Source organism: Paenibacillus sp. Cedars, from assembly GCF_003184205.1.
Lineage (GTDB): Bacteria > Bacillota > Bacilli > Paenibacillales > Paenibacillaceae > Paenibacillus_AQ > Paenibacillus_AQ glucanolyticus.
The window spans coordinates 2433610-2446740 of record NZ_CP020866.1 but is presented as its reverse complement, the minus strand read 5'-3'; the positions used below and the strand labels follow the sequence as shown (position 1 = coordinate 2446740).

14 protein-coding genes are annotated in these 13131 nt (G+C 44.4%); 2 read left to right on the top strand and 12 right to left on the bottom strand.

Annotated elements, in window-relative coordinates; translation table 11 throughout:
• Nucleotides 1-6: 6 nt before the first annotated feature.
• The 6 genes from B9D94_RS12880 to B9D94_RS12855 form a co-directional block, all read right to left on the bottom strand.
• Complete coding sequence (locus B9D94_RS12880; protein WP_148247187.1) at nucleotides 7-921, bottom strand: ABC transporter ATP-binding protein; 915 nt, start codon at nucleotides 919-921, stop codon at nucleotides 7-9.
• A 174-nt stretch (nucleotides 922-1095) separates the two neighbouring features.
• Nucleotides 1096-2034 (bottom strand): sensor histidine kinase, encoded by a 939-nt coding sequence (locus B9D94_RS12875; protein ID WP_148247186.1) that lies wholly within the window; start codon nucleotides 2032-2034, stop codon nucleotides 1096-1098.
• A gap of 3 nt (nucleotides 2035-2037) precedes the next feature.
• Nucleotides 2038-2736, bottom strand: a complete 699-nt coding sequence (locus B9D94_RS12870) for a response regulator transcription factor (RefSeq protein ID WP_036637685.1) — start codon at nucleotides 2734-2736, stop codon at nucleotides 2038-2040.
• A gap of 199 nt (nucleotides 2737-2935) precedes the next feature.
• Entirely contained in the window at nucleotides 2936-3577 is a 642-nt protein-coding gene (locus B9D94_RS12865) for a DUF8580 domain-containing lipoprotein (RefSeq protein ID WP_148247185.1), read from the bottom strand.
• A gap of 277 nt (nucleotides 3578-3854) precedes the next feature.
• Nucleotides 3855-5081: an MFS transporter gene (locus B9D94_RS12860; RefSeq protein ID WP_063480676.1), complete on the bottom strand. Its 1227-nt coding sequence runs from the start codon at nucleotides 5079-5081 to the stop codon at nucleotides 3855-3857.
• 111 nt (nucleotides 5082-5192) lie between these two features.
• Nucleotides 5193-6215 carry an ROK family protein gene (locus tag B9D94_RS12855; RefSeq protein WP_148247184.1) on the bottom strand — a complete coding sequence of 341 codons (1023 nt, stop codon included), beginning with the start codon at nucleotides 6213-6215 and terminating at the stop codon, nucleotides 5193-5195.
• Nucleotides 6216-6665: 450 nt separating this feature from the next.
• Between B9D94_RS12855 and B9D94_RS12850 the strand changes: the two genes are divergently transcribed.
• Both B9D94_RS12850 and B9D94_RS12845 read left to right on the top strand, forming a co-directional pair.
• Nucleotides 6666-7199, top strand: a complete 534-nt coding sequence (locus B9D94_RS12850) for a TetR/AcrR family transcriptional regulator (protein WP_148247183.1) — start codon at nucleotides 6666-6668, stop codon at nucleotides 7197-7199.
• A gap of 84 nt (nucleotides 7200-7283) precedes the next feature.
• Nucleotides 7284-8411 carry an MFS transporter gene (locus tag B9D94_RS12845; RefSeq protein ID WP_148247182.1) on the top strand — a complete coding sequence of 376 codons (1128 nt, stop codon included), beginning with the start codon at nucleotides 7284-7286 and terminating at the stop codon, nucleotides 8409-8411.
• A gap of 20 nt (nucleotides 8412-8431) precedes the next feature.
• Here the strand turns inward: B9D94_RS12845 and B9D94_RS12840 are convergent, their stop codons facing one another.
• The 6 genes from B9D94_RS12840 to B9D94_RS12815 all read right to left on the bottom strand — a co-directional run bounded on the left by B9D94_RS12840 (nucleotide 8432) and on the right by B9D94_RS12815 (nucleotide 13102).
• Nucleotides 8432-9058 (bottom strand): ABC-2 transporter permease, encoded by a 627-nt coding sequence (locus B9D94_RS12840; RefSeq protein WP_148247181.1) that lies wholly within the window; start codon nucleotides 9056-9058, stop codon nucleotides 8432-8434.
• Nucleotides 9051-9917 carry an ABC transporter ATP-binding protein gene (locus B9D94_RS12835; protein ID WP_148247180.1) on the bottom strand — a complete coding sequence of 289 codons (867 nt, stop codon included), beginning with the start codon at nucleotides 9915-9917 and terminating at the stop codon, nucleotides 9051-9053. The genes B9D94_RS12840 and B9D94_RS12835 overlap by 8 nt, the downstream gene beginning before the upstream one ends.
• Nucleotides 9914-10297: a GntR family transcriptional regulator gene (locus B9D94_RS12830; RefSeq protein WP_040680669.1), complete on the bottom strand. Its 384-nt coding sequence runs from the start codon at nucleotides 10295-10297 to the stop codon at nucleotides 9914-9916. Before B9D94_RS12830 ends, B9D94_RS12835 begins: the two co-directional genes overlap by 4 nt.
• 120 nt (nucleotides 10298-10417) lie before the next feature.
• On the bottom strand, nucleotides 10418-11620 hold the full coding sequence (locus B9D94_RS12825) for a macrolide family glycosyltransferase (protein WP_148247179.1): 1203 nt from the start codon (nucleotides 11618-11620) through the stop codon (nucleotides 10418-10420).
• A 68-nt stretch (nucleotides 11621-11688) separates the two neighbouring features.
• A complete protein-coding gene (locus tag B9D94_RS12820; RefSeq protein WP_148247178.1) occupies nucleotides 11689-12696 on the bottom strand; it encodes an NADP-dependent oxidoreductase in 1008 nt (335 codons plus the stop codon).
• A gap of 79 nt (nucleotides 12697-12775) precedes the next feature.
• Nucleotides 12776-13102: an ArsR/SmtB family transcription factor gene (locus B9D94_RS12815; protein WP_006210432.1), complete on the bottom strand. Its 327-nt coding sequence runs from the start codon at nucleotides 13100-13102 to the stop codon at nucleotides 12776-12778.
• Nucleotides 13103-13131 lie beyond the last annotated feature (29 nt).

The window sequence follows — 13131 nt, the reverse complement described above, 5'->3', positions numbered from 1 at the left end:
TGGGATTCACCCCTTCCCTTGAATTTGATGATAGAAATAGTCTTCCAGCGTGCTGGTATGCTTCTGGATCTCCTCGATCTCAATCTCATGCGCAATCAGGAGCTTTGTAATTTGACTTGTCGTTATATCGTCATCATAGATTCGGATTCGCTGATCCTGTACGATTTTGATATTGGAAATTCGAAGCTCATGCTCTAACAAAAAGGAGGATTTTTGCACGTTCGAGGTTAGAAGCTCAATATAATCGGTTCGCTGCATCCGAATGTCCGACAATGACACTTCGTCGACCATTTGACCGTCTTGTATGACGCCAATCCGATCCGCAACCTGCTCGATTTCCCCTAAGATATGGCTCGACAACAGAAATGTGATGCCGTATTCCTGATTCAGCGTTCGAATCAAATCCCTCATGTTTTTAATGCCGATGGGATCGAGTCCGTTTGTAGGTTCATCCAGCACGATCAGTTCCGGCTTGGTGATGGCGGCCCTTGCAATGCCAAGGCGCTGCTTCATGCCAAGCGAGAAATCCTTCACTTTTTTATCTTCGATTTCTGCTAATTGGACCAAATCCAGCGCTTGACGAATAGCCTTTTTATCATAATAACCCAAGTATTCGCAGTGAATTTCAAGATTTTCCATAGCCGTCATATGCTCGAAAAATATCGGGTATTCAATGATGCTCCCTACGCGTTTCAATCCTTCTTTCGAAGTTTCGGAAAATGGCTTACCGAACAACATAATCGCTCCAGAGGTCGGAAGAATGAGTCCGGTGAGCATTTTCATGATGGTTGTTTTGCCAGCGCCGTTAGGACCCAGCAGACCATAAATCTCGCCCTTTCCCACGTTCAGGTTAACTCCGGATACAATCGATTTTCCTTTCACCGTTTTGGTTAGTTCGGAAGTTTGAATAATGAAATTCATGGAAGATGCACCACCTTGATTACAATGTGTATTCCTTTGTTACCTTTATCTTAGACTGAAGAATTAAGATATTCCTTTCCCATTCCTTACATGTTTCTTAAGAATGAAACAGCCGGTTGCGATTGGAATAAAAAAAGAGACGTTGAACAACGAAGCAACATCTCTTGAATGATTTTAATAGGTTAATTTCTTAAACTTGCAAGTAAAGGTCGTCTTTTTCTCAGCCTGTGAGCTGCTTAGACTAATCAATCCATTCATCTCCTCCGTTAAACGTTTGGAAATGCTGAGTCCCAGCCCACTTCCTTGAAAATTCGGGTTTCTGGCATCGTCCAGCGTATAGAGTCTTTCAAATACGTGCTCCTGATGAATCTCGGCAATTCCTTTGCCATGATCCCACACGTCAAGCACTACGAATTCCCCTTCTTCACGAACCGTTAAACCGAACACCCCTCCGTCGCTTCCATAGCGAATGGAGTTCGATATTAAATTGCTTAATATTCGCTGCAGCGCATCTTTGTTACCGAGGAAATAAAAGGGGAGTTCGGGAATGTCGATCTCAACACGAAGATTTCTGGATACAAGCAGATCGTAAAATTCAAGGACGCTGTTCCGGCTAACCTCGCTAAGTGATATTTTGTTTAACGGGATATCATAGTCCTCCGATTCGATTTTGACCAGGTCGAAAAATTGATTCAGCAATGCGATCAGACTGTTTACTTTTTCGTTCAGTCTTAGAATGACTCGCTCCTCCTCTTGCTCTGTCAACGTAGGCTTCTGATTCAGTTTCTCCGTATAACCCAGAATGACCGTGAGGGGCGTCTTCAAATCATGGGACATGTTCGAGATCATTTTCCTTTGGCTGTCCTTCGTTCTGGCATAATCGGCAAAGATCTTCTGTTTATTATCCAGAAGACGGTTGATCTGAATGAGCAGCTGCCTAATGTGGTCATCGTCGGTTGGCACCAGCACTTTCTCGGCGGTATCATGTTTCATAATATCGGAGATTGTGCTTGTAATTTCAAGTATGCTATGGCTCCGTTTTCTTGTGGAATGCCATTGCCAGCCAATGATCGCAGCTAATACTCCAATAATGAGGGATAAAAGAAGAATCATGGCTTAGTCCCCCATCTTGTATCCGATTCCCCAAATCGTCCGAATGTATTGCGGCGTGGACGGATCCTCTTCGATTTTCTCCCGAAGCCTTCGAATATGTACATTAATCACGTTCTCATTCCCGTAATAATCGTCTTCCCAAATGAATTGATAGATCTGCTCCTTGGTGAATACCCTGCTGTGATTCGTCATAAGGAGCTTCAAAATATGAAATTCCTTCGAGGTGAGCGGGACATGGTGTCCCCTTACTTTTACAGAGAACGAATGCAAATCCAGGATCAAATCCTTAAACGAAATAACAGGAGGTTCGGCAGATTTACTGTCCGTTTCGGCGTATAGCGTTGCCCTGCGGATAGCAGCCTGAACCCTTGCGGTCAATTCGATCATGGAAAAAGGCTTGCTGATATAATCATCCGCTCCGAATCCAAGGCCCATGGCCTTGTCGAGATCGCTGCCTTTCGCAGATATGATTAAGACGGGAACCTTGCTGCTCTCCCGGAAATGCCGAAGCAAATCCATCCCGTTGATCTTGGGGAGCATCAAATCAAGCAATATAAGATCGAACTTCCCGCTGTGAAAAAGAGCAACGGCTTCCTCCCCGTCGCGTGCCGAATCTACATGGTAATGATCCTGCTGCAGCTGGCTTTCAATCAACTGATGAATGTCATGGTCGTCTTCAACGAGCAAAATTCGCTTTTGCATATCTGAAATCCTCCTGAGCATGAAAGGGTAATATCGATGCTCCGATCATCACGGAACAGTTGTTATTTTTCGATTTTAACACAAATTGGCATGAGCTAGGCTGCAGATTTGGACTTTGTAAAACATAAAAAAAAGGGATATCCGTTCCTAAAGAAGCGGATGTCCCTTTGGCCAAGATCCTGCTGCCTGACCTCATTCATTATGAATCGATTTGAACCGTAGATAACGAGACGAGAACTGGTCCGGCAAAATCCGAAGCCTCTTCGCCTTTTGGATTGCGAAGACGGAACAAGAAAGCATCGCCAGTCTCTGACTGCCATACGATATAATCGCGGATTCCTTCCTCGCTTGAGGTTTGAAGGTAGAGCTCTGCGAGACCGAGAGGATGCTCGACAAGCTCACCGCTGTGATTGGATACTTCCCCAAACGCTTTCAATTCCTCCTGGCCTGCCGTTTCAAGTTCCGTTAGATCATAATCGGCTGGCAGCAATTCGATATCTACATAGTATTCCGGATTGCTGGTGAGAAAAAGACGTCCCTTCGCAGCATCGAAATCGAAATTCTCAAACACATATAAGGAAAAACCTTCGCCTTGCTGCAAGCTGGCGGAATGCGGCTGGTTGCCTTCGCCGGTCATGATGTCAAAAGTTTCACTCTCGGGACGCGTCTCTTTCGGGGATTGTTCGTTATCTGTCTCAGGTGCCGGAACTTCTTCATTCACCGGTGGTGGTGTTTCCGGTGTGGCGACAGGTTCCGTTGTTCCATTTCCTGAGCACGCTGTTAGCGATAACGCTATGACGAATACCGACATTTTCAAGAATACGGAGCATCTTGGTTTCACGATTGGATCACGCCTTTCGATGGTTTCGAGTTATTACCCTTATTTGGAAAATAATACGCAAAACTTCTCGATTAAGTGCCGGGTCCTATGATCCTATCCTTATTCCATGCTTTGCTGTTCATGTCTAGAAGATAAAAAGCCCGCCTGGCTGGGCAGCCTTTAATGGCGGGTTTAGATGTATTGCATTAGAATTTCATGGTTACATCACGGATCGTCAGCGATAGCGTCTTTAAAAAAAGGTTCGAAATGGCTTATAAACCATCTCAAACCTTTCTAACTACCCGGTACCAAGCACCTGTTTACCCAAAATCCGGTTCACAATCTCGGCACTCAAGAACATCAGGACCAGTAAAGCAAGCACGATGTACGGAAATAATCCGATACTGAATTGGGTCGTGACCAGTCCGAACAAAGGGGGTATCGTTGTTGTTCCCGTGTAAGCAAAGGCCATCTGGAATCCCATCAACCTGGCGGAATTCTCTCGTCCGAATCGGGCTGGCGTCTCATGCAGCAGGCCTGGATAAATCGGAGCAAGTCCAAGTCCGATCAGAATGATGCCGACCAGCGAAGAGGAAATGGGCAATGGAAGCAGCAAGATGATACCGCCGACAATTGTAACAAGTTGTCCGTAACGAATCAGCCATCGGTTGGACACTTTCAGCGTGATGAAACCGGTGACCAGCCTTCCTATCGTTATGCCCCCGTAATACAGGGATATCCAGAGGGCGGCCTTCTCTGCCGTGATATTTCCAGTACCGACGAGGTAACTCGCTCCCCATAATCCCACGGTGGTTTCCACGCCGCAGTAGAATAGAAATGCGAGCAGGGAGGGTTTCACGCCCCGGATGCCGAACAAGTTGGCTTTTGCAGTCGGTGTTAGCCTTGACGGCGCCGGCGTATCCTGATCGAGGCGTCCATGGGACTCATCGTTTTGACCGACATGAACACGTTTGGCTGCCACACGTTTCCACAGCGGCAGCGTAACAAGGAGAATCACAACCAGCGCAAACTGAATGACTGCAACGGCAGTATAACCCGATCTCCAAGAGTTATGGTCGGCAATGGAAGCGGACATAATAATCGGTCCCATCGTGGCCCCGACTCCCCAGAAACAGTGCAGCCAATTCATGTGATGCGCCTTATAGTTATCGGCTACATAATGGTTCAAGGCCGCATCCACAGCACCTGCGCCTAAACCCAAAGGGATGGCCATCACGACGAACCAGGCCATGGACGGCGCCATAGAGAAGCCGAGCAAAGCACCGGCGGTCAGAAAACAACTGACCAATGTGATGGTGCCGGTCCCGAAGCGTTGAATCATGGAACCGCTGGCAAGACTCGAAACGATGGTTCCTCCTGCGATGATCATGGAGATGATGCCGGCAGAACCTACGGAAGAACCGATATCCGGCCAGATAACCGGCCAAGCCGACCCCAGCAGGGAATCCGGTAGTCCCAAGCTAATAAAAGCCAAATAAATAATGACCAAAAACCAAGTTGCCAAACGTACACCCTCTTCCACTCCATTAATAAATGATCTTTATAAAGTATATTTATTAATATGCTGCAGCTTTGCACCTTTGTCAATCGTTTATCTCCGAAAAACCCCCGGATTCTAATTCCAGGGGCTGTGGCTGGCACTCCTATTCTGGGCTGGCTCTAACTCTTGCAGTGTGAGCTTGCGTAATCCCGATTCGAAATCCTGTTGGAAGGTTTGTTCCCAGATCAGATCCGGATCCGACGGCATCCAATGTTCCCTGTTGAATGCTTTCCACGCTGCTTGCAAGGTTTCAGGATCAACGATATCTTGATAAATCACCACTCTGTCAGGTGCCAATACAATGTTTACGGTTTGAATCAACCGACATATTCCGTCTATAAATAGCTTTGGGTCCATCTCCCCTGCCCAGTCCAGGCCGAGCGGGAGATATTTCACTTCGCCAGACATGCCATTCTTGCCTCGAAATATCTTTCCGTTCAGATAAATGCCCATACCGGGAGGATAGGATTGGGGCAAGTAGATTCCGAGCATGCACTGGTCTTCTTCCAAGTCTTGATTCATGGCATATCCGAAAATAGCTGCATTTACGTCATTCTCGACCATAACGGGTAACTTGAATTGCGTTTCCAACTCCTCGATCAACCGGACTCCCATCAGCTCGCGATGGCTGCTGACCATAATCTCGCCATTCACGGCCTGCCCGGGTATGCCAATGCCGATGACTTTGATTGAAGGATATAGTCCCACCAATTGCTCGATCATTTGATACATTCGTTTGCGTTGGAACACGGACAGGATGACATCTTTTTTATCCAGTGATTCGTTTCTTAAGTTCACGACGGTAGCCGAAATCAGTTCCTGACCGTCATTCTCCTTTATATAGATCACAAGAGCAAGGCTATGATCATAATTGTATTTATAAGTTAACGCAGGTCTTCCTCCATTGGACGGAACCGTGTCGTCTTCAAACAGTTCTCCAAGCTCCTGCAGTTCTTTAACCAAGGAATTCACCGTTACGACACTCAGGTTGGTCAACGAAGCCAATTGGGGTTTGGTAGCCGTCTCGACTAACTTCATGGCTTGACGAACATTGTTTAAGTTGATTTCTTTCATTAGATTGGCGTCAGCTTTTTTCATACGTCCCCCTTCATGACATGTTCACTTGGTTTGTACGGCGGTCGGACCTGGATGACGTCATTATACAACGTCAGAACTTCCGTTTGCCATGGTCTTGGTCTTGATCCCTCTTCGTTCATAATCATAACTGTAGTTGGAAACTTATATTACACAGTATCTCATGGCAGACCGATGCAAACAAGGTATAGGTCCCAGTAGAACCAGATAATGAATTTGATAGAATATGGAATACAGGTTGCTGAATGAGATAGGATCATAACATTTATTATGTAAACTATTGTTTTATAGAGAACTCTAATTCTCATGTTGCGGGCAGCGTATCTGTCATTAAATCCCCCGTCTTAGGTGTTATCTACTATTAAGGACACGATATGCATTTGTAATGGTTGCTTAACAAAAGACATTGGGATAAAATAGAGCGATCGTTATATCCAAAGGACGGGATGCCATATGAGTAAAAAACGAGAACAGCTGCTTGAACAATCCGAACGTTTATTTGATAAACATGGGTTCCATACTGTAGGTCTTAAGCAGATCATCAAACAATCCGGTGTTGCTCTTATGACCTTATACAATCATTTTGATTCCAAAGAAGATTTGATCCTGGAAGTACTAAAAAGAAGAGAAACAAGATATCTTAACTCATTAAATGATGCCTTGGACAAAAAAACAAACGCTGAATTAGCACAAGCATTAGCAAAAGCTCACATGGACTGGATACGTTCTTACGATTCAAATGGATGTATGTTCTTAAGGGCAAAAGAAGAATTTTCTCTGGAGCAGTCGGAGAATAGTGAAATTGTCGTTTTTGCAGAAGCACATAAAAATCACTTGTTAACCTTTTTTCAAGAAAAAGGGTTAGATATAAGAGAAGCTATTCGACTAGTCTTATTATTTGAAGGAGCTACAGCATTGGCGGAAGTATTTGAGGTAGAAACAGTCGCTCAAGAATTAGCTTACTCTGTTGAGAAATTATTTTCTTAATGTGGTTAAGTCATTTATTTGATCTAAAATAGAATGATCGTTCTATCTATTTTTGGGTAATCTACATTATGAGGTGATCGTATCGTGTGGAAAATCGTGTTTCCGGGCTTGGCCATGATTGCTGTAACGTATGCTTTAGCTCGTTTAAGTTTCGGGTTGTTTCTTCCCGATATTTCAAATTCTTTAGAATTAAGCGAAAGCGACAGCGGGCTTGTCGGCTCTACTGCTTACCTATCATATTCAATCGCTTTGCTTGTTTCTGCAGCCTTAATTAAAAAGCTGGGACAACACAAGGTAATAGTCATTGCGGGTCTGACGGCAGTTTTGGGGTTGTCAGGAATTGCTTCTGCACAATCTTATCTGCACCTGGTGATTAGCATGTTTATCGCTGGTATTGGCAGTGGCTTGGCCTCCCCCGCATTAAGTCAAGCGGCGCAAAGTGCACTCTCCAAACAAGAGCTTGATCAGGGGAACACATGGATAAACAGTGGAACAAGTTTTGGCGTCATTTTAACAGGTCCCATTGTATTACTTTTTGCGGAACATTGGCGACTATCGTATATTTTCTTTGCTATTATCGCTATAGGCGTGTTGTATTGGAATTATTATTCTATTCCATCTCGTTATGACCAGAAACAAGCTATGGATCAAAAAATGAATTGGCTATCCGTCATGAATAAATCGAAGTTTTTATTATTAGCTTCCCTCATAAGTGGTATAAGTTCATCCATTTACTGGACATTTTCAAGAAGCTATATAACGGTTGAATATAATATGACAACAAATGAAAGTGTGGTCTTTTGGATCATAATGGGGGTGGCTGGTATTGTAGGCGGAGCAGCAGGCGGGTTTATCCAAAAACTCGGATTAGCCTGGTCTTACCGCCTCCTTCTATTTTTATTGTTTATTTCTATAGTTCTTCTTACGGTTCCATTGAATTGGACTCATTATTTTTCCGCAGCGTTATTTGGGAGTTCCTATATATTTCTAACAGGTTTGTTTATCGTTTGGGCAACAAGAATATTTAGCGTCCTACCAGCTTTGGGAGTAAGCTTATCTTTCCTAGCATTGGGCATTGGGCAAGCGCTCGGCTCTTTCTTTGCTGGAAGATTGATAGAGATGACCAGTTACCCGTTTAGTTTTATTCTGTTTGCTGGAATAGGATTGATCGGTCTATTCTTTCCTACAGAAAAGGCAGCCGATTCATGCTGAACGGCCACCTTCCGTGGAGCTTATATGTCCTTCCGGTTAAACAAATACACCGTCAAGTAATAGGAACCGATGCATAACAGGATGAGGCCAACGGGGATTAACAGCAATGCCCTACCGCCAATGCCTCCATTTACGCTGATCTGCTGCATGAGGAAAGCTGCGGGCTGCGCCAGAACAATGAGGGCGATCATGAATACCGCATTAATGATGCCGGCTCCTTTCTTGTTCAGCGCATAAAAAAGCGGCATATAGATTGAAATGAGAACAAGCACGATTCCCATGGACACCAGTATAGTTGCAATCGAATTATCCGGTTTGTTGAGTTGTGGGACAGCAAGTCTAACGATCCAGTGAATTCCGTAGGAGGCCAGAATTCCAAATAACATATATACAATGGCTGTTAAGTATTTCGCTTGCACGATATGCTTGCGGCTAATCGGAAGTGTGACCAGAAAATGATGGTTATTGTTTTTGATATCGATCATGGTAACGAGAATAACCGCTCCGAAAGCTGTATAGATTCCAACGAAATGAAATGATATCTCGCTGCTTGGTATAAAAGCGAGGCTGAATACAGCGAGATATATGAGGATCGTCCAAAGTGAGCTTTTGATTGCAATGAAGTCTTTACGAAGCAGATTAAGCATGGATTCGTCCTCCTTTGGCGGTAAAATACATGATGTCTTCTAAGGATGGCTTCTCCAACAGAGCATACCCTCCAAACAATCGTTCCGCCTCCTGCCTGTCATCCACTAAACCTTCGAAACCAACTGCTGTCTCACGAAGCCCGATAAAGTCATTTCGAATGTCGGAATCCAGCAGCTGCTTGTCGCCCTTCACAATAACGTATCTCTCCATGACTTCTTCTTTCGTTTCGTTAAACACAATCTTCCCCCGATTAATAAACGTTATATAGTCGGCAATACGATCCAAATCCGTCGTAATATGGCTCGAGAAGATGATTGTGTTTCTCTCGTCCTGCATCATATCCGCAAGCAGATCCAGCAGTTCCCTTCGAAATACAGGATCCAGACCAGAGGTCGGCTCATCCATGATAAGCAGCTCAGCCGCGTGAGATAATGCCACAGCAAGAGCAAACTTGATTTTCATCCCCTTGGACAAGTCGGCAATCTTCTTTTTGGGTGACAACTCGAATTGTTCCAGATAGTTGTTGAATTTCTTGTCATTCCATTTCTTATAGAAGGGCGCAATCATTTTCTTGGTATCGGATATCGTGAGATGCTCATAATAGAAGCAATCATCCGAGACAATGGCAATACGCTGTTTGATATCGACCTCATGCGCAGGCATATCATTGCCTAATATTTTGACGCTGCCGGAATCCGGGCGAACGTTGCCGAGTATCATCTTGATTAAAGTGCTTTTACCCACGCCATTCGGACCGATGAGTCCGGTAATGTAGCCTTGTTTCACGTCCAGAGATATCTGATCGACGGAAAACAGAGGATATTTTTTGGTTAAATTGCGCAATTCGATTGCATTCATGGGGTGTTGTCCTCCTCAAACAATAGGTTCAAGTGATCGATGAGATCTTGTTGACTCATGGTTAACTCCTTGCTTTCCCGAATGATCTCCAGCATCTTCTCTTCCAGTCTCTTCATGCGCTGTTCCCTGATAAAATCCTTATTGGCTCCTGATACGAAGCAGCCCTTGCCTACAACGGAGTCGATGAGCTCTTCTTTCTCCAGCTCTTCATAGGCGCGCTTTGTTGTAATTACACTAACCTGCAAGTCTTTCGCAAGCTGCCGAATCGAGGGAAGGCTGTCCCCTGCCTGCATTTCTCCACTGAGGATGCTTTGTCGAATCTGATTGATAATCTGTATGTAAATCGGATCGCTGGATGCGTTGGATATAATGATGTTGATGTTCTGTCACCTCACAGTCGAAGTTGAATGCATACCGTATATATATAATATATACACTATACACAAGTTCGTCAATCATTCGCCCACGTGAAATCAAAAAAAAGCTGCCATCTTCGGCAGCTAGATATTGTATTGACTTTTATATTTGAATATCTCATCCACTGCTTGATAATACCCGCCTGATTCTAGAAACGAGTTCCTCATGTGTGCAGCAGCTTGCTTGAAAGACAGGTTGTTTAACACTTGATCTGCAGCTTCACGAAGTTCATTTGCGGTCAAGCTTTGCATGGATAAGGTGATGCCTGCTCCGACATTAGCCACTTGCCTTGCGATTACAGGCTGATCCGCGCTCTGTGGAATTACAATTAACGGAACTCCGTTATAGAGACCTTCGTGGACACTGTTCATTCCACCATGTGTGATAAACAATTTGGCGTACTGCAATACATCAGTTTGCGGAACATAATGTTTTACGATGAAGTTTTCCGGGATTTCCCCTAAATCGGATAAACGGATCTGATGTCCAATCGACATGACAATCGGGTAACCCGTGTTCCCAAATGCCTCTAAACAAAGCTTGTAAAATTCCAGCGCCTGGTTAAAGACCGTACCCAGTGAAATGTAAATGGGTTCTCCTCCCTCGATTGCAGTAAAGTCAAAGGGCTCCTGATTCAATCGCGAAGAAATGGAGGGTCCTACAAATTGATACGTTGCGTCGAGTGCCTCTCCTTCATATTGAAACTCTCGGGTTGTATATACGAGGGTTAGGGGAGCGGGATTACAAAACACTTCAAATGGCGAATGTATTTCTACGCCGTATTTTTTGCACACACTTGCCGTCAGGCTTTGATATTTATCTTCTATGGGTTTAACAACTTCAGCAGGAACCTGTTCGAAAAAATGCTTCAGCGTGTGATCGAAGGATTCTTTGGTTTGTGCAAATGAGGTGCAGGAATTGATGGCTGGAAGCCTAAGAATTTGGGAGAGCAAACGTCCGCAACCAAACATGGAATCATGAATGATGTAGTCATACTGTTCTCCCTTGATCTGTTCAAGAACGCTTGGTATGACGATATCCGCCGTAAGTAAGAGACCGTTGATCCTTTCAAGCAAATAATCTCTTCCACCTGAGATAAAGACTTTGATGAATTGTTGGTCGTCGAATGTTCGCGTCGAAGCCCCTGTCTTCTCAATACGCTCCCGAAAAGCTTCTGCACAAAAGTACACAACTTCTTCCCCGCGCGACACAAGCTCCTGCACAACTCCAATCGTTGGATTGACATGCCCTTCTGATCCGCCATTGATAAACAAAACACGTGCCAATTTCTACCACTCCTTGTTCTCTACAGTGTGTAAGACAACTTAGATTACCATAGGGCTCTATTGTTCCATTATAACTCCTTCACAGTAACAACAACCTTTCCTTTGGCACTTCCGCCTTCAAGATACTGAAGCGCCTGAGCGGCATTCTTAAATTCAAATACCTTATCTATCACAGGATGAAGATGACCTGCTTCAATCCATTCCCTGATCAGCTGTAATTGCGCTCCGCTTGGTTTCATAAAGAGAAAATCAAACCTCGTGTGACTTTTCTTCTCCAGGCTCGTGATCTTACGACTAACCATGGACAACAGGAACGTCTTAATCCATCCTAACTGTGCTTCTTTACCGAATCTTGCGTTTGGCCAACCGGAGATGGATACGATTCTTCCATTGGGTTTGAGGACTCGAAAAGATTTTTCCAGCACTTCACCCCCTAATGTATCATACACCGCGTCATATCCCCACAGCAGTTCTTCGAATTTCTCTTCTCTATAATTAATGATCCGGTCGGCACCAAGTGATTTGACTAAATCGTAACCTTTCTCGCTAGCTGTAGTCGCAACATAGGCTCCCATCTGTTTAGCAAGCTGGATAGCAAAAGTGCCTACGCCCCCTGATCCTGCGTGAATTAATATTTTCTGGCCTTTTTGAAGGTTCAATATATCGTAAAAGGCTTGGTAAGTCGTAAGCCCGACCAGTGGTATGGAAGCCGCCTGTTCAAAACTCAGATTCCGTGGCTTCAGAGATATATCCTCTTCATGAACCGCAATATATTCGGCTAGTGTCCCGATTCTGTTTTTGCGGGGTCTGCCGTATACTTCATCTCCAGGTTTGTATGTTTTAACCTTCTCGCCCACCTTGACGACGACTCCGGAAAAATCATTTCCCAAGATCAGTGGAAACTCATAGTGCAGGAGAAATTTTGCCTTTCCTTCTTTGATTTTAATGTCGATGGGATTTAAGCTTGCGGCATAAATTTCCACCAGCACATCCTGTTCCCCGACATGAGGCACAGGCATTTCTGTCAGTAGCAAGGGAACATTTTTTCCGTATTTCTCGATTGTCATGGCTTTCATCACACATCACTCCCATTATGTTGTTATGTTTAAACATATAGACCAATCAGACGATAAAACAAGCTGCCCTTAATATCTCTTACTTGTCTGGAAGGCTCGTGCACTCTTCGATGGCCGCAATTAATGATTTGAGCTGATCCAGTGGTTTGCGAACAGTCAGTACATAGTAATTTTCCACGCTCTTTTTTTCAAAGCTTACATAACCCGACTGCTTCAATACCTTCAGATGATGAGAGACGGCAGGTCTGGACAAATTGATGTGCTCTGCTATTGTATTGACATTAAGCCCCGCTTTATGCTGCGCAAGCAGTAAAATGATGGCTTGGCGTTTTTCATCTGTCAGCACGTCCAGCAAAGGAATGCATTCTTTGAATTGTTGCACAATATGCTCCGTTTTCTGGCTCATATAGCTCCCGCCTTCCGTTTATTCGTTTA